14 protein-coding genes are annotated in these 16,939 nt (G+C 72.4%); 5 read left to right on the top strand and 9 right to left on the bottom strand.

Annotated elements, in window-relative coordinates; genetic code table 11:
• Window positions 1-94: 94 nt before the first annotated feature.
• Both OHU35_RS30165 and OHU35_RS30160 read right to left on the bottom strand, forming a co-directional pair.
• Complete coding sequence (locus tag OHU35_RS30165) at window positions 95-2,470, bottom strand: polysaccharide lyase 8 family protein (protein WP_405507534.1); 2,376 nt, start codon at window positions 2,468-2,470, stop codon at window positions 95-97.
• A gap of 416 nt (window positions 2,471-2,886) precedes the next feature.
• Complete coding sequence (locus OHU35_RS30160; RefSeq protein WP_405507532.1) at window positions 2,887-3,711, bottom strand: SDR family NAD(P)-dependent oxidoreductase; 825 nt, start codon at window positions 3,709-3,711, stop codon at window positions 2,887-2,889.
• A gap of 372 nt (window positions 3,712-4,083) precedes the next feature.
• On the opposite strand from OHU35_RS30160, the gene OHU35_RS30155 reads away from it, so the two are divergent.
• A complete protein-coding gene (locus tag OHU35_RS30155) occupies window positions 4,084-4,689 on the top strand; it encodes a YceI family protein (protein ID WP_189727910.1) in 606 nt (201 codons plus the stop codon).
• A 217-nt stretch (window positions 4,690-4,906) separates the two neighbouring features.
• Entirely contained in the window at window positions 4,907-5,692 is a 786-nt protein-coding gene (locus OHU35_RS30150) for a serine protease (RefSeq protein WP_359896467.1), read from the top strand.
• Window positions 5,693-5,881: 189 nt separating this feature from the next.
• Here OHU35_RS30150 and OHU35_RS30145 read toward each other — a convergent pair whose 3' ends face one another.
• On the bottom strand, window positions 5,882-6,460 hold the full coding sequence (locus OHU35_RS30145) for a YdeI family protein (RefSeq protein WP_405507531.1): 579 nt from the start codon (window positions 6,458-6,460) through the stop codon (window positions 5,882-5,884).
• A 39-nt stretch (window positions 6,461-6,499) separates the two neighbouring features.
• Window positions 6,500-7,084 (bottom strand): TetR/AcrR family transcriptional regulator, encoded by a 585-nt coding sequence (locus OHU35_RS30140; protein ID WP_189727906.1) that lies wholly within the window; start codon window positions 7,082-7,084, stop codon window positions 6,500-6,502.
• 72 nt (window positions 7,085-7,156) lie between these two features.
• On the opposite strand from OHU35_RS30140, the gene OHU35_RS30135 reads away from it, so the two are divergent.
• Both OHU35_RS30135 and OHU35_RS30130 read left to right on the top strand, forming a co-directional pair.
• The gene (locus OHU35_RS30135; protein WP_405507529.1) at window positions 7,157-8,095 is read left to right on the top strand and encodes a DMT family transporter; all 939 of its coding nucleotides are present in this window, start codon (window positions 7,157-7,159) and stop codon (window positions 8,093-8,095) included.
• A 161-nt stretch (window positions 8,096-8,256) separates the two neighbouring features.
• Window positions 8,257-9,429, top strand: a complete 1,173-nt coding sequence (locus tag OHU35_RS30130; RefSeq protein ID WP_405507528.1) for a Cmx/CmrA family chloramphenicol efflux MFS transporter — start codon at window positions 8,257-8,259, stop codon at window positions 9,427-9,429.
• Between the two features lie 41 nt (window positions 9,430-9,470).
• Here OHU35_RS30130 and OHU35_RS30125 read toward each other — a convergent pair whose 3' ends face one another.
• Entirely contained in the window at window positions 9,471-10,832 is a 1,362-nt protein-coding gene (locus tag OHU35_RS30125; protein ID WP_405507526.1) for a hypothetical protein, read from the bottom strand.
• A gap of 171 nt (window positions 10,833-11,003) precedes the next feature.
• Between OHU35_RS30125 and OHU35_RS30120 the strand changes: the two genes are divergently transcribed.
• A complete protein-coding gene (locus OHU35_RS30120; protein ID WP_405507524.1) occupies window positions 11,004-11,666 on the top strand; it encodes an SLATT domain-containing protein in 663 nt (220 codons plus the stop codon).
• A gap of 314 nt (window positions 11,667-11,980) precedes the next feature.
• On the opposite strand, the gene cimA is transcribed toward OHU35_RS30120, so the two are convergent.
• The 4 genes from cimA to OHU35_RS30100 all read right to left on the bottom strand — a co-directional run bounded on the left by cimA (window position 11,981) and on the right by OHU35_RS30100 (window position 16,931).
• Window positions 11,981-13,585, bottom strand: coding sequence for a citramalate synthase (gene cimA / locus OHU35_RS30115; protein WP_189727896.1), 1,605 nt, complete (start codon window positions 13,583-13,585; stop codon window positions 11,981-11,983).
• Window positions 13,586-13,886: 301 nt separating this feature from the next.
• Window positions 13,887-15,134 carry a TolB family protein gene (locus tag OHU35_RS30110; protein ID WP_405507522.1) on the bottom strand — a complete coding sequence of 416 codons (1,248 nt, stop codon included), beginning with the start codon at window positions 15,132-15,134 and terminating at the stop codon, window positions 13,887-13,889.
• Window positions 15,135-15,268: 134 nt separating this feature from the next.
• Complete coding sequence (locus OHU35_RS30105) at window positions 15,269-15,874, bottom strand: TetR/AcrR family transcriptional regulator (protein ID WP_189727892.1); 606 nt, start codon at window positions 15,872-15,874, stop codon at window positions 15,269-15,271.
• A gap of 16 nt (window positions 15,875-15,890) precedes the next feature.
• Window positions 15,891-16,931: an agmatine/peptidylarginine deiminase gene (locus tag OHU35_RS30100; RefSeq protein ID WP_405507521.1), complete on the bottom strand. Its 1,041-nt coding sequence runs from the start codon at window positions 16,929-16,931 to the stop codon at window positions 15,891-15,893.
• Window positions 16,932-16,939: the final 8 nt, after the last annotated feature.

The raw sequence follows: 16,939 nt of genomic DNA, 5'->3' as shown, positions 1-16,939 counted from the left end.
GTGTTTTCCTGGTACCCCTGAACAGAACCATGGTGGAGTGCAGCCAATCCGACTGCTCAGAGGGTGTGCGGCTTGTAGGGGTCACACAAAGACCTCAACCGAGAGTCACCTCACATCGGTGCGTCGCGCATACCTCCCCCGGGGTGACGCGCAGCCTCAGTCGAGGGCCGGTCGAGAGCACCTCGACGGTCTCGTCCGCGCGGACGACCCGGCGGACCGGGCGGTCCCAGGTGATCTCCAGCGGCCGGCCCGAGCGGGGCGGCTCGCTCGCACAGAGGGTAGCGGTACGGCCCCGGCGGACGGTCAGCACGCTCGCCCCGGCGGTAGCGGTGAGCGGGCCCGCGGTGCCGGCCTGCCAGAAGTTCGCGGCCGTGATGCCGAGTGAGGGCACGGTGACGGCCTGGCGGTCCGCGTCGTTGGCGAGGATCGACACCCAGTGGCGGTCGACGGCACGGCCGGCGACCGCGTGGCGGGACGCCCCGGGCATCAGGACGTAGGTGTACGTGGCGTCCTCGGGGTCGGTTCCGTGGTCGAGCCAGAGGGTCTGCCAGCGGCGGGTGCGGCGCTCCGGGGTGCTGCCGGTGTTGATGTCGGCCCAGGAGCCGGTGCGGTCCTCGCGCAGCGCCTTCGGCTCACGGCCGAGCAGGACCCAACCGCCGTGGTCCTCCAGGTGGGCCCAGTTCGGGCCCTTGACGAAGCGTTGGGCACCGGACTCGCCGAGGTTGCGGTTGTCGACGATCGTCTCCACCGGGACGCCGTCGGCGCAGCTGATCCCGGCTCCGAGGCAGATCACCGCGTCCGCGACGCAGAACCAGGACTTGCGGGCCTGGAGGGTGGAGCCGAGGCCCTTGAGGTGCTGGCCGAGCGCGGCGTACTCGCCGTCGGTGGTGCCGCCGACCCAGCGCGCGTCGGGGCGGGCGGTGCCCCACTCGCCGCCTTCCCGGTCGGCGAGGCGTTTGGTGGAGACGGTGGTGCCGGGCAGGCGGTACCAGTCCACCGTCGGCCAGAACCAGTCCGTGTACTGGTCGCTCGCGCCGGACCACCAGCTGACCATCCCCGCGCCGGTGTGCCAGCCGCGCGGGTTCTCGCCGTTGCCGCACTCGTAGTGGGCGATGCGGTCGCTGGCCATGGCGATGTTCACGGTGAAGCCGGGGCGGCGGTGGACGGCACGGTCCATGGCGGCGAAGAGGTGGTGTCCGGTGGGTTCGGGTGCGGCCGGGGCGGGCGAGGCCTCGATGGCGTGCAGCCGGGCCAGGTCGGCGACGCCGAACTGGGGTGCCGTCAGGATCGGGGTGACCGTGTCCCGTTCGATCCAGCCCTTGACGCGGGCGTGCCAGCGGTCGCGTTCCGCGGGGCTCGCGGCGGCCGCGAGGAGTGCGATGGCCGCGATGAGCTGCTGGCCGTGGAAGTGGTCGCCGCGCATGACCTTGCGGTCGTCGGTGGTGAGGTAACCGCGGCTGATGGCCCGGCCGTTGACGCTGTCCATGACCAGTCCGTCGTGGACGAGCGGTGCGTAGGCCTGCTCGACGCTGTCGAGGATGATCTGCCGGTTCGGGTCGGTGACCGCCCAGTCGGATCCGGCGAGCAGGGCGAAGAGCCGGCCGAGGCCGTCGAGCATGACCTGTCCGTAGGTGCCCGAGTAGGCGACCCAGGTGTGCTGGACGAAGGAGCCGTCGGCGTAGAGGCCGTCGCCCCGGGTGACGTACGGGAAGACCGGGGAGAGCGCGTCACGGGCGAGGGTGATCTTGGCCGGGTCGCGGCCGAGGATGCCGCGCAGGGCGACGGAACGGCACAGGTCGACGCGGTTGGCGCCGGTGGAGGTGCCGGTGTAGTCGCCGAGGGCCGAGTCGGGGACGAAGTGGTCGACTGCGGCGCAGGCGGCCTGCACGCGGGGGTCGCCCAGCTCGTCGTACAGGGCCGCTGAGATGTCGGTGAGCAGGCGCGGGCTGCCGATCTGCCATTCCCACCAGTTGCCGTAGCGGGTGGTGGAGGGGTTGTAGACGGTCGCGGAGAGGTGGTCGAGGCCGCGCAGGACATCGGCGAGGAGGTCCGGGTCGGCGGTCGAGCCGGTGCCCGGCTGGACGTAGGCCTGGGTCATGGTCCACAGGCGGCCGTAGCTGAGGGTGATGCCGGCCGGCGGGTCGAAGGGGTGCCCGGGCCAGAGGGAGTTCGCCGCCGGGGCCATGGAGGCGCGCAGGCCGCGGGCGAGTTCACCGGTCTCGGCGAGCCGGGAGGCGTACGGCTCCGCGGCCGGGTCGTAGCCGTCACCGAGGGCGATGCCGAGCCAGCGCCGGCGGAGGGTGTCGTACGGATCGGCGCCGGGAGCGTCCGTGCCGCGGGGCGCGGGCGTCGCGCCCCCGGTCGCCGCCAGCGCCGCGGCGGCGAGCAGCAGGGCCCGGCGGCTGGGACGGAACAGGGTGGCGGCGGCCCTGGCCGTACGGCGGGGGAATCCACGACGCTGGGGAGTCATGCCCATGCCCTACCACGGCGAGACGGTCACCTGAACGGAGGATCCGGCCGGAGTGACCGGGATGGGGGAACGAGGGGATGCGGAGAGGCGAGCGGTCCCTCGGTGGGGCCGCTCTGCGGGACGGCTAGCCGCCGGGGCTGCCGGACGACGAGCCGGGCGAGTGGTGCGAGGCGGGGAGGAGGGCGGTGGGGAGGGGGTACGACGGGGTCAGGGGCCGGGCACGGGCCGGGAGAACGGCATGGCCCAGGCCAAGAAGGCGCCGAGAACCAGGCGCCGGCGGCATCTCGGGCGGGAGACCGGGCACGGGCGGAACGCCACGCACCGGGCGAGGAACAGGACGCAAGCCGAGGCCCGCCTCCCGGCGCGGGCGCCTCGTGTCGGGCGGGGAGTGGATGGCGTACCGGTGCCAGAGCCAGTCAGCCGAAGGGGTGCAGCAGGCGGCGGTACAGCCCTGGGGCCAGGGTCCGGATGCGGGCCGGGAGGGTTCGCCAGGTGGGGGTGTATGCCTCGTCGCGGTCCTGGCGTACGGCCTCCCAGACCTCGCGGGCGACGCAGCCGGGCGAGACGGGCCGGGGGGTGGTGCGGTCGTAGAGGCTGCCCCGGCGGGTGGAGCCGATGCGGCCGGGCACGACGAAGGTCACGCCCACGCCCGTGCCGCGCAGTTCCTGGCGCAGTGCGTCGGCGAAGGCGGCGAGGCCCGCCTTGGCGGCGGAGTGCACCGCTTCCTCCCGTGCGCCCACGCAGCCCGCCACCGAGCCCAGCAGCACCACCCGCCCCCGGCCGGCCGCGATCATGGACGGCAGCACTTCGCGCACGAGGTGGAGCGTGGCGTTGAGGTCCAGGGCCAGGACCCGGTCGATGTCGGTGTGCGGCATGGCGGCGAACGGGCCCGTCCAGCCGATGCCCGCCCCGGCGAACAGGACGTCGATCCGGCCGGTCGCGTGCAGCGCGGACTGGGCCAGCAGGCGCGGACCGCCCGGGGCGGCGAGGTCGGCCGGCAGTACGAGGGCCGAGGTGCCGGACGCCGTCCGCTCCAGGCAGCGCCGGTCGCGTCCGTTGAGGAGCAGTTGCCAGCCGTCCATGGCGAATCGCCGTGCCGTCGCCGCCCCGATGCCCGAGGAGGCCCCGGTGACGAGGGCCACGCGCCGGTCCAGACGCCGCGCCGGCCCGTGCGCGCGCACCTTGGAAGGGGCCGCGGGGTCCGGTGGGTCGTAGGCCGAGCCGGATCCGGTGAATGTCATCGGTCGGTCTCCCTGCGCTGTACGTCCGCCGTGGTCTCGGCTGTCTCCCTGCGGGTCCCTCCACACGGAACCTCGTCTTCCAGGACACCGCCCTTTCGGTGCACCGCGCCAGTGCTGGAGCCCTCTCACGGGCCCGGCGCACCCGGTCCGACGTGCCCGTTTCCGTTGGCGGTCCACGGGACGGGCCCTTCCGCGGCGGCTGCGGCAGGACCACCCCTGCGGGCCGCGCGATGCCGCCAGGCGGCGGTATCGCGACACCACACCCGATGATGTTGAACATTGAACCGGAATAGGTCTACGGTGGTGCGCGTTGATGTAGTTCAAGATTCAACATCAAGAGTCGGCATCACATCACCCGTAGGAGGCGCACCCATGAGCATCTTCAGCAGCAAGGACACCGAGGCAGCCACCGCCACATCCGGCGCCGTGCGGCCGGAGCTGGCGGCCCTGACCGGCGACTACACGATCGACCCCGCGCACTCGACGATCGGCTTCGTCGCCCGCCACGCCATGGTCACCAACGTCAAGGGCGGCTTCCAGGACTTCACCGGCACGCTCCGCCTCGACGGCGCCGACCCCTCGCGGTCCTCGGCCTCCCTCGACGTCGTGATGGACAGCATCGACACGGGCAACGCCGACCGGGACGGCCACCTCAAGAGCGCGGACTTCTTCAAGGCGGACGAGTTCCCGACCATGACGTTCCGCTCCACCAAGGCGGAGTCCCTCGGCGGCGACGACTACCGCATCACCGGCGACCTGACGATCCTCGGCACGACCCGCCCCCTCGCCATCGACCTGGAGTTCAACGGCGCCGCGAAGGACCCCTTCGGCAACGAGCGCGTCGGCTTCGAGGGCAAGGCGGAGATCCTGCGCTCCGAGTGGGGCCTGACCTGGAACGCCGCGCTGGAGACCGGCGGTGTCCTCGTCTCCGACAAGATCAAGCTCAACTTCGACATCTCGGCGATCAGGAACGCCTGACCCTCCGGCCACGCCGTACGGGGCGACCCCGTGCGGCGTGGCCGAATCGGGCCTCTTGTGCGAGGACTCTCGGCGTTCTCATAATCCAGCAGCAGAATTTTGACCGGTCCATGCCAGCACATGGACGTTTTTTTGGCCCTGCTGCTGACATGTGCTCGTCAAACGGATGCTTCGGTTGCACATCTCCCCAGGTCAACCCCCCACGGAAGGCATCACGTTGAAGAGACTTCTCACGGCCCTCAAGAGATGCGCGGTCGTCGGCGCCGCCGCGCTCGCGATCGCCAGCCTTCAGCCCGTCACCGCCGCGCAGGCCGCGCCGTCGCCCGTCGTCGGCGGGACGCGGGCCGCGCAGGGCGAGTTCCCGTTCATGGTCAGGTTGTCCATGGGCTGCGGCGGCGCGCTCTACACCCAGCAGATCGTGCTCACGGCCGCGCACTGCGTGGGCAGTTCGGGCAACAACACCAGCATCACCGCCACCGCGGGGGTCGTCGACCTCCAGTCCACGAGCGGCCGGGTCCAGGTCCGCTCCACCAAGGTGCTCCGCGCGCCCGGCTACAACGGCACCGGCAAGGACTGGGCGCTCATCAAGCTCGCCCAGCCGATCAATCTGCCGACCCTGAAGATCGCCACGACCGCGCAGTACAACACCGGCGACTTCACGGTCGCCGGCTGGGGCGCGAACCGTGAGGGCGGCTCCCAGCAGCGCTACCTCCTGAAGGCGACCGTGCCGTTCGTCAGCGACGCCGCGTGCAAGGCCTACGGCGGTCTGTACAGCGGCCTCGTCGCGAACGAGGAGATCTGCGCCGGCTTCGACGCGGGCGGCGTCGACACCTGCCAGGGCGACTCCGGCGGCCCCATGTTCCGCAAGGACAGCGCCGGCGCCTGGATCCAGGTCGGCATCGTCAGCTGGGGCGAGGGCTGCGCCCGGCCCGAGGCCCCCGGCGTCTACACGGAGGTCTCCACGTTCGCCTCCGCCATAGCCTCGGCGGCGTCCACACTCTGACCCGCCCCTCGGCAGCAGAACAGCTCACGGGTCCGGTGCGGTTGGGCACCGGGCCCGTGGTCGTGGTCGTGCGATGGGGTGACCTTCCCTCGAGTCGCCCCGTCCGGCTGGTGAGGTACCCGGCCCGTCCAACGCCGAGCCCCCGCCCGAGCGACGGAGCAACTCCCGTCGGCCCGCCCCCCGTCGGGCTCATCGGTCCCGCCCGCCGGCCTCCAGTTTCGCGACCGCCGCCGCCACCTGTGCTGCCCGGCTCCGCGGTGTCCGGGCGCGGAGGACGGCGAGCATGGTGAGGTAGCGGTCCGTCCGGCCGAGTTTCGCGAAGGCCGCCGCGGCCCGTGGGCTGCGTTCCAGGGCCGCCGTGAGGTCCTCCGGGACCTCGGCCTCCTGTTGGGACGCGTAGGCCGCGTCCCAGCGTCCGTCCTTCTGCGCTGACGCCACCTCGTCGCGCCCGCCGGGGCGCATCCGGCCGGCGGCGGTCAGTTCCTCCACCCGCCGGACGTTGACCATGGACCAGAGGCTGCCGGGGCGCCGGGGGGTGATCCGCTGGAGGTAGTACGACCCGTCGAGGGCCTTGCGCTGCCCGGTGATCCACCCGTGGCAGAGCGCCACGTCGTTGACGTCGGCGGCGCTGACGGAGGGGATGCCCGACCCCTTCTTGGCGACCTTGACCCAGAGGCCGGGATGCGGGACGGGGTGGGCGGTCAGCCAGGCGTCCAGGTCGGCCACGGTGGCGAAGGCGAGCGGGGCCGTGCCGTCGGAGGTGGTCATGGCACCACCGTAGGGACCGAGTAGGACAGATTCCGTCCGCTACGCGAGCAGCGCGCGCGCCTGTTCGCGGGCGTGCTCGATGGCGTCCGGGAAGATGCCGAGGCCGTGGGCGACGAGCGCGCCCTCGTGCAGCAGCATCAACGCCCGGGCCAGACCGGCCGGTTCGTCCGGGGCGATGTCCGCGGCGAGGCCGGTGAACAGGGCGAGCATCCACTGCTTCTGGCCGATGATGATCGGGTGGGCCGGGTGGGCGGGGTCGCTGATCTCCGCGTGGGCGTTGACCATGCTGCACCCCTTGGGGCTGCTGTCCCGCGCCCATGCGCGTGAGGCGTCGAAGACCACCAGGACGCGCTCCCTCGGGTCCGGTCCGGCCGCGTCGAGGCGCTCGTCGAGGAAGGCCCGCCAGCGCTCGTCGCGGTCGGCCAGGTACTCCACGACGATCTGCTCCTTGGAGCCGAAGCGGTCGTAGAGGGTCTTCTTCGTGACCCCCGCCTCCGCGGCGATGAGGTCGACCCCGACGGCGTGGATGCCGCGCTCGTAGAACAGCCGCGCGGCGGCCTCCAGGGCGCGGCGGGCGGCCGGCGTCATCGTGATGCGGCGGGGGCTCTCGGCGGTGGTACCCATGGCATCCGAGTATACCGTTCTGTATAGTCGAGCGGGAACGAGTAAACCGATCTGTCTAGTGGTTGTGATGTCGTGAACATCCTGCTCTCCCTCGCCTTCGTCGTGTGCTGGAGCTCCGGGTTCATCGGAGCCAAGCTCGGTGCGGGCAGCGCGTCCGCGCTCACGGTCCTGATGTGGCGGTTCCTGCCGCTGGCCGTCGTCCTCGTCGCCGTCGCCGTCCTCACGCGGTCGGCGTGGCGGGGACTCACCGCCCGGGACGTGACCCGGCAGGCCGTGATCGGGGTGCTGTCGCAGAGCGGCTATCTGCTGAGCGTCTACTACGCCATCCAGCTCGGCGTCTCCAGCGGCACGACGGCCCTGATCGACGGCGTCCAGCCCCTCGTCGCCGGAGCCCTCGCGGGACCGCTGCTCGGGAGTCACGTCTCGGGCCGGCAGTGGATCGGTCTGGGCCTGGGGCTGAGCGGCGTCGCCGTGGTCACCCTGGCCGACGCCGCGGCCGGGACCGACGTGGCCTGGTGGGCGTACGCCATCCCGCTGCTCGGCATGCTGTCCCTGGTCGCGGCGACGTTCCTGGAGGGCCGGTCCCGCTCGCGGGTCGCTCCCTCGGTGTCGCTGACCGTCCACTGCGCCACCAGTGCCGTCCTCTTCACCCTCCTAGCCCTGGGCGCAGGAGCCGCCGCGCCGCCGGCCGAGGGCGCGTTCTGGTTGGCGGTCGCCTGGCTCGTGGGCCTGTCCACGTTCGGCGGGTACGGGCTGTACTGGCTCATCCTGAAGCGCTCCGGCGTCACCGAGGTCAACACCCTGATGTTCCTCATGGCCCCGGTCACGGCGGTCTGGGGCGCGCTCATGTTCGGTGAGCCGTTCGGCGTCCAGACCGCCCTCGGGCTGGCCGTCTGCCTCACGGCCGTCGTGATCGTCCACCGCGGAGGGGGCCGGAGGAACGGGTCCTCGACCGCCGCCCGGGGAGAGCGGAAGGAAAACCGGTGGACCCGGTCCTCCGAAGCCGCCTAACGTGCCTGTCGTGTCCAGCCCCGAGGCGTCCAGAGTGCGGCCACCGGCTCTCCGGTGGCTGCTTGTGATGCCGGGCCGCTGAGGCCCTTTCCTCGCTCCGCCACCGGATCGCCGACCGACGTGTCGTGTTCGTCGTCGACTTCCGGGTGCGGAGTTTTCTCATGCCGTTCGCTCTTCTTCTGCTGGGCCTTGCCGTGTTCGCGCAAGGGACATCCGAGTTCATGCTGTCCGGGCTGGTGCCGGACATCGCGCGGGATCTGGGGGTGTCCGTCCCCGCGGCGGGCGCGCTGACCTCCGCCTTCGCGGCGGGGATGGTCGTAGGGGCGCCGCTCGTGGCGGGTCTCGCGCGGCGCTGGTCGCGGCGGGGCGCGCTGCTGGCGTTCCTCGTCGTCTTTCTCGCCGTCCATGTCGTCGGTGCTCTCACCGGCAGCTTCGAGGTGCTGCTCGCCACGCGGGTCGTGGGGGCGCTCGCCAACGCCGGGTTCCTCGCCGTCGCCCTCGTGGCCGCCGTGGACATGGTCCCGGCGGATGCGAAGGGCCGGGCGACGTCCACGCTGCTGGGCGGGGTGACGCTGGCGTGCGTGGCCGGGGTGCCCGCCGGGGCCGTGCTGGGCGGGCTGTGGGGCTGGCGTACGGCGTTCTGGGCCGTGGCGCTGGTGTCGCTGCCGGCCCTGGTGGCGGTGGCGTGGTCCGTGCCGGGCGGTGCGGCCGAGGGCGCACCGCCCGCGCTGCGCGGTGAGCTGCGGTCGCTGCGCAGCCCTCGGCTGGTCGTCACCCTGCTGCTCGGTGCCCTCGTGAACGGCGCGACGTTCTGCACCTTCACCTATCTCGCGCCGCTGGTCACCGAGGTGACGGGGCTGGGCAGCGCGTGGGTGCCCGGGGTGCTCGCGCTGTTCGGGGCCGGGTCGTTCGTGGGAGTGACCGCCGCGGGTCGGTTCGCCGACCGGAGTCCCGTGCCGGTCCTCGCCGGCGGGGGCGCCGCGGCCTGCGTGGGCTGGTGCCTGCTGGCCCTCGGGGCCGGGCACCCGGTCCTGGCCCTCGGGCTCGTCTTCGCCCAGGGGGCGCTGTCCTTCGGCGTCGGCTCCACGCTGATCGCCCAGGTGCTGTACGCGGCCCCGGGCGCGCCCACGCTGGCCGGGGGTTTCGCCACGGCCGCGTTCAACGTGGGCGCGGCGCTGGGCCCTTGGGCCGGTGGCGCGGCGATCGGCGCCGGGTTCGGGTACCGGTCGCCGGTATGGGTGAGCGCGGGGCTGGTCGCGCTCGCGCGCGTCGTGGCCGGAACGGTGTGGCGGCAGCGCGGGCAACTCGCGGGCCGAGAGGCGCTACGCCGCTGAGCTCCAGGCGGGCACACGGGGCGGGCCGGAACCCGCCGGGATCAGAACCCGCCCCCGAAGTCCCCTCCCCCGCCGAAGCCTCCACCACCGAAGTCCCCTCCGCCGAAGCCGCCGCCGAAGTCGCCACTGTCGAAGTTGGCGCCGGAGACGTCACCGCCCTCGTACCCGCCGAAGTCGCCGTAGCCGGAGCCGTAGTCGGCGGCGTAGGCGGGGGCGGCCATCATGCTGCCGAGCATGGTGCCGACGAGGAGGCCGGGCAGGAGGCCGCCCGCGAAGTAGCCGCCGGCCCAGGGGCCGTACGCCGGGCCGGCCTCCCAGTACGGGCGGCGGCCGTAGTCGGTGTCGACCTCGCGGATCACCGGGTCGCGGCCCTCGGCGAGCCGGGTCTGGTCGGCCGCGCAGACGGGGACGTCGCGCGTGGTGCCGCCCGAGGGCGTCCAGCCGGCGTCGGCGACCGAGGGGCCGTGGCGCGGGTCGAAGAAGCAGGGCGGGCGGCGCTCCGGCAGCCGGCCGCCCTCGCGCCGGGCCGCGAGTCGCGCCAGGGAGAACCGGCCGTCCTCCACGGTCTGGGTGACGGGCCGGACATCCTCCGGTTTCGTCGCGGCGGCCATCAGGGACTTCGCCTGCTCGTAGGCGTCCAGCGCACGCTCGTAGTCGGCACGCATCGCGTCGTCCGCGCCGGGTTCCCCGGGGTGGAAGTCGAGGCGGTCGAGTTCCTCGCCGAAGGCGGTGATGTCCTCGTCGACCACCACCCGCAGCTTCTCCAGCGCGGCCCGCTGCTCCTCCTCGTGGCGGCGCCGGTTGCGCCGGACCACGGCGTAGGTGCCCGCGCCGCCGGCCGCGACCAGGACGCCGAACGTGATCAGACCGCCGACCGGAACGTCGGTGCTCGAGCCGTCGCTCCAGCTGCTCGGCGCCGAACCGCCCACGCCGCGCAGGGCGTCGTCGACGAAGTCGTTCAGCTGGGCCTTGGTGTCGCCCGCGTCCTGCACGGCCGTGACCAGGTTGGACACCGCCTGGCGGCTCATCACCGAGCTGTCGGCACGGGCGTCGAACTTCTCGCCGACGCGGACGCCGTACAGGCCGGTGACGCCGGTCTCGGTGCGGAGGTTCCGGAAGAGGTCCTGCGTGGGGGTGTCGGCCGGGAGGACCGCCACGAAGACGGGCTTGTCCGCGTCCTTGATCTTGTCGGAGAGCGCCTCGGCGTCCGAGGCGGCCAGCTGGTCGGAGGCGGCCGGATCGACGTAGACGGGGTTCTCGCGCAGTTCCTCGGCGACTTTCGAGAGGTCGGTGGCCGCGTGCGCACCCGGCGCACCGGCCGTCATCACCACCAGCACCGCCACCAGGGCGGCGACCGGCGCGATCAGCAGACGTACGACGGTACGCACCAGTGCGGCCTTCATATGTTCGAAGCTACCTGAATCAGTACAGAAGGGATATCGATAAGGGCGGGGATTTCGGGGCGCCGCTGCGCCTACGATGCCTTCTGGCTTACTGCCGTGGGCCGGGCCGGTCCACCGGTCACAGCAGAAGGGCGGATCAGGGGCATGTTCGGAAGACGCAGGGCCGCGGACATGACGGTGTCCGCACTCACCGAGCTGGACCGTTCGCGTTCGCGGGCGGACCTGTTGTGGGAGCTGTTCCGGCATGCCGAGGCGGAGGTGACGACGGCGATCGGCTGGTACCTGGCGCGGCGCCGGGGGCCGTCGCTGTGGTCGCGCTCGCTGCGGGCGCTCGCCGCGCTGCTGGGCATCGTCGGCACGCTCACTCCGCTGGTGCACGCGGCCGCGCCGACGACCGTGCAGCCCGAGTGGGGCTTCGTGTTCCTGGCCGGCGGGGCGGGCTGTGTCCTGTTCGACCGGATCTTCGGCTTCTCGGCGTCCTGGACGCGCTACATCCGTACGCAGCAGGCCCTGCAGCAGATCCTCAAGAGGGCGCAGTCCGAGTGGGCGCAGGCGTACCTGCGGACCACCGACTCCCCCAGCGACAAGGAGCAGGCGGCGCTGCTCGGGGTGATCGAGCGGCTGCGGACGGACACGCAGCGGATCGTCGAGGACGAGGGCTCGGCCTGGGTCGGCTACCTGGCCGACGGCGTCGAGGAACTGACCCGCGCCACCGCCCACTCCCCCGGCCAGCGGCCGAACGGGGCGGGGCTCTTCCGGCTGGACCGCGGGCCGGGGCGCGACCGGGGCGGGGACACCCACTCGGTGCCGCGCCCCCGGGACACGGCGATGTAACCCACGGGGGCGATCTTCGGTTGCTCGGCGTCGGTGCTGGGGCCGGGTGGGTGCGCAGCCCGGCGTAGCGGGGTGCCGCCGCGCCCACCCGTGCCGCCCTGGGGGCACCTCCCAGGCCCTTAAGGCACTGGGGGAGGCACGCATGCCCGCAGCTGGGTACGCACGGAAGGGGACGTGTCGGGTGTCCGCCCGCAGCTGGTTGGCGCGTCAACGAACAGTCAGTCGGCGTCCAACCCCATCGCGCCGTTCCGAGGACGGACACCCCCCGACACGTCCCCGACCCACCACCACCGCGCAGACGCAGACGCAGCCCGCTACTCCGCCGGAGTCACCCCCGCCCGCAGCAAACCGTACGTGTACGCGTCCTCCAGGGACTGCCAGCTCGCCGCGATGACGTTCTCGGCGACGCCCACCGTGGACCACTCGCCCGTGCCGTCGGACGTGGAGATCAGGACGCGGGTCGTGGAGTTGGTGCCGTGCTTGCCTTCGAGGATGCGGACCTTGTAGTCGACGAGCTCGAGCTTGGCGAGCTGGGGGTAGATCTTCTCCAGGCCGACGCGCAGGGCGCGGTCGAGTGCGTTGACCGGACCGTTGCCCTCGGCCGTGGCGACGATGCGCTCACCCTTGGCCCACAGCTTGACCGTGGCCTCGTTGGCGTGGGATCCGTCGGGCCGGTCCTCGACGATGGCCCGCCAGGACTCGACCTCGAAGTAGCGCAGCGGCTTGCCCTGGACCTCGGTGCGCAGGAGGAGTTCGAAGCTCGCGTCGGCCGCCTCGTAGGTGTAGCCCTGGAGTTCGCGTTCCTTCACCCGCTCCACGACCCGGCCGACCAGCTCCCGGTCGCCGCCGAGGTCGATGCCGAGCTCCTTGCCCTTGAGCTCGATGGACGCGCGGCCCGCCATGTCGGAGACCAGCATCCGCATGGTGTTGCCGACCAGCTCGGGGTCGATGTGCTGGTACAGGTCCGGGTCGACCTTGATGGCCGAGGCGTGCAGACCGGCCTTGTGGGCGAAGGCGGAGAGACCGACGTAGGGCTGGTGCGTGGAGGGGGTGAGGTTGACGACCTCGGCGATCGCGTGCGAGATACGGGTCATCTCGCGCAGGTGGCCGTCGGGCAGGACCTTCTTGCCGTACTTCAGTTCCAGCGCCGCCACGACCGGGAAGAGGTTCGCGTTGCCCACCCGCTCGCCGTAGCCGTTGGCCGTGCACTGCACATGCGTCGCACCCGCGTCGACGGCGGCCAGCGTGTTCGCCACCGCGCAGCCCGTGTCGTCCTGGGCGTGGATGCCGAGCCGGGCGCCCGTGTCGGCCAGGACCGTGGAGACGACCGCCTGGATCTGCGCCGGGAGCATGCCGCCGTTGGTGTCGCAGAGGATCACCACGTCCGCGCCGGCCTCCGACGCCGTACGGACCACCGCCTTCGCGTATTCCGGGTTCGCCCGGTAGCCGTCGAAGAAGTGCTCACAGTCGACGAAGACCCGGCGACCCTGCTCCTTCAGGAACGACACCGTGTCGCGGATCATCTCCAGGTTCTCGTCCAGGGTGGTGCGCAGGGCGAGCTCGACATGGCGGTCGTGGGACTTCGCGACCAGCGTGATCACCTCGGCGCCCGATTCCAGCAGCGCCTTGACCTGCGGATCCTCCGACGCCTTCGCTCCCGCGCGACGGGTCGCGCCGAACGCGACCAGCTGGGCGTGCCGGAAGTCGATCTCCTGCCGGGCGCGGGCGAAGAACTCGGTGTCCCGCGGGTTCGCGCCCGGCCAGCCGCCCTCGATGAAGCCCACGCCGAAGTCGTCCAGGTGCCGTGCGATGGCCAGCTTGTCGGCGACGGTGAGGTTGATGCCCTCACGCTGGGCGCCGTCGCGCAGGGTGGTGTCGAAGACGTGGAACGAATCGTCGAGTTCGCTGGTTGCGGTCATGGTCTCAAGGCTCCTGAGGATTGGATCTCGGTCGTACCGGAATGACCGGCTCCACCGCCCCCACATACTCCCTCGCGCTCTCGCTCCTGGCTGCGGGTGGGCCAGAAAAGCGAAAAACCTCTCGCGGGTGCGAGAGGTCTGCGCGCGGGTCGAGGACGACGGTGTCCGCCCGTACCTGGTCGTACGTGGCGGTCACTGCGGACCGGCGCGCCTGCTGCCAATAATCATGGCGAACGAGAGCACGGGGGCAGTCTGGCACAGCCCCCGCGCCTCGCTCACGGTTGTCTCAGGATGCGGTCGGTCACCGGAGGTGACGCACGTAGACGTGGGACGTGTCGTACGTGTCGCCGGGCACGAGGTCGGGTGAGGAGCTGCTGAAGGCGACCTCGCGGCCGTGCCGGTCGATCACCGGGGCGGACACGCTCTGGTCGTTCGGTCCGCCCTCGGCGTCCGGGCTGGCCAGGACCGTGCGCCCGGTGCGCAGGTCGCGGAAGTACGCGCGCGTCGTACGGTCCGGGTCGCCCGGGTCGGCCGAGACGAAGGCGAGGTACCGGCTGTCGGCGCTGAGCCGCGGAAACGCGGTGAAGGCGGCCGGGTCCGCGGCGTCGATCCGGCGCAGATCCCCCGTCTTGAGGTCACGGACGAAGACGTTGTGGCCCTGGTTGGTGTCGCCCGGGGTCAGCCGCGAGTCGAGCGAGTTGAAGACCGCGTACCGGCCGTCGGCGCTGATCTGCGGGAACTCGGTCTGTCCGTCGGACGTCAGGCCGTCCGGGGCCAGGTCGGCGTGGAACAGCTTCCCGCTCGGCACGTCACGGACCCAGGCGTCGCTCCAGTCGCCAGAGGAGGGGTGCGGGACGAAGAACTGGTAGCCGACGCGGCTGCCGTCGGCGCTGATGGACGGGTTGGTGGCGGCGGTCTTCCGGTCGGTCGCGGCGGGCACCTGGCTGATGCGGACGGCCTCGCCGCCGGTGCGGTCGACGCGGTAGACGCGTCCCCAGACGTCCTCGCCCTGGGCGAACTCGGAGCGCTGGGCGACGAAGGCGACGTAGCGGCCGTCGGCGCTGATGGCCGGCTGCCTGCCGGTGTCGTAGCCCGTGGCGACGGTGTCCGCGATGCGCTGGAGGGTGCCGTTCTTCAGGTCCTCGACCCAAATGTGGCTGCGGCCGTCGCTCGCGGCGGTGGCGGCGAAGGCCAGGTAGCGGCCGTTGCCGCTGAGGGCGACGTCGTCGACGGAGCCGTCCACGCCACCGCTCGCCAGCCGGGTCGTGCCGGTGTCGAGGTCGCGTACGAAGGCGTCGGCCAGGCCGTCGGTGTCACCGGCGACGAGGTTGTCGGCTCGGGAGACGAAGGCCAGATGGCGGCCGTCGGCGCTGAGGCTCGGCCCGCCCGAGGGGGCGTCGCCGTCGGTGCCGTCCGGTGCGACGCTCGCCTTCTCGGTCCGCGGCACCAGCGCCGGCGCGGCGGTCGCGGGCAGCGCTGCGGCGGTGCCGAGCGTGACGGCCAGGGCCAATCCGAGCGCGACGGACGTGGCCCTCCTGATGCTGGTCATGTGCTGTTCCCCCTGTGTCCCCGCATCCCCGTGGACGCTTCTCCCCCGGCCCCGCGCCGAGGGCTTCCCCCGAGCCAACATCATCACGAGGCAGAGGGTCAATCCGCCGAATTGAGTACAACGCGGGCGGGCGTTCACGTGTCCGCGAGGAGGCTGTCCTCGAGGAACTCCCGCACGTGCTGGAGGACTTGGGCCCGGTCGGTGCCGCGCAGGCCGATCGCCACGTGGATGGCGAAGCCGTCCAGCAGCGAGCGCAGGCGGGTGGCGAAGCGGTCGGGGTCGACCGGGCGGAACTCGCCTCGTGAGATGCCCTCGGCGAGCAGGGCGACCAGGTCGCGGTGCCAGACGCCCTCGATGGCGGCCTGCCGGTCGCGGGCGACCGCGTCGACGGCAGCGGTCTGCGAGCGGTTCCAGACCTCCAGCCACAGCGTCCAGTGCGGGTCGCGATGGCCGTCGGGGACGTAGAGGTCGACGTAGGCGTCGAGGCGTTCGCGGGCGGTGGCGGAACGCGTCAGCAGCCGGCCGCGCTCGGCGCCCAGCCGGCCCTCGCTCCACTCCAGGGTGCGCAGCAGCAGTTCGTCCTTGGAGCCGAAGTAGTAGAGCAGGTGCCCGCTGCTCATCCCGACCTCGCGGCCGAGCGCCGCCATGGTGAGCTTCTCCAGACCGCGCTCGGCGATCATCTCCATGGCGGCGGCGAGCACGTCCTCGCGGGGCGGCGCCTGCCTGCGCCCACCGGCCATCTGCGGCTCCCGGGTTCTAGACCTTCGGCTGTTGCTGCGTGATGCAGTGGATGCCTCCACCACCAGCGAAGATCGTACGGGCGTCGACCAGTGTCACGGTCCGCTCGGGGAAGAGCCGGCGGAAGATGCCGGCCGCGATCTCGTCGCGGGGGTCGTCGAAGCCGCACAGGACCACGCCGCCGTTGCAGAGGTAGTGGTTGATGTAGGAGTAGTCGGCCCAGTGGCCGTCGGCCTCCAGGACGGTCGGCGCCGGAACCTCCACCACCTCCAGGCGGCGGCCGCGTGCGTCCGTCCGGGACCTCAGCAGCCCGATGACCTCCTTGGTCACCTCGTGGTCGGGGTGCGCCGGGTCGGGCTGGGAGTGCGCCACGACGACTCCGGGTCGGGCGAAGGCCGCGACGATGTCGACGTGGCCGAGGGTGCCGAAGCCGTGGGGAGGGTAGTCGCCGGTCAGGCCGCGCGGCAGCCAGATCGCCTTACGGGTGCCGAGCTGGGCGTGGATCTCCTCCTCGACCTGCTCCCGCGTCCAGTGCGGGTTGCGCTCCGGCCCGAGCTGGACCGTCTCCGTCAGCAGGACGGTGCCCTCGCCGTCCACATGGATCGCCCCGCCCTCGTTGACGAGCCGCGAGGCGTACGTCCGTGCCCCGGCGAGGTCCGCGACGTGCCCGGCGACCTTCGCGTCGTGCTCCCAGCGGGCCCACTCCTGGGCGCCCCAGCCGTTGAACGTCCAGTCGACGGCGGCCAGTTCGCCGTGCTTGCCGGTCAGGAAGGTCGGGCCGATGTCGCGCATCCAGGCGTCGTCGAGGTCCCGCTCGACCGTGTCGATCCCCTCGCCCAGCAGTGCGCGCGCCTGGTCCGACCGGCCCGGCCCGCACACCACCGTCACCGGTTCGAAGCGGCGGACGGCCCGGGCGACCGCGGCCCAGGCGACCCGGGCGGCGGCCAGCTCCCCCGGATCGTCGAAGGTCGCGTTCTCGCCCGGCCAGGCCATCCAGGTGCGCTCGTGCGGGGCCCACTCGGCGGGCATGCGGAAGCCGTCGGCGGCAGCCTTGTTCATCTGGGGGT

The organism is Streptomyces purpurascens (genome assembly GCF_045040895.1).
GTDB classification, from domain to species: Bacteria; Actinomycetota; Actinomycetes; order Streptomycetales; family Streptomycetaceae; genus Streptomyces; species Streptomyces purpurascens.
This window is presented reverse-complemented; position numbering and strand designations above follow the sequence as displayed.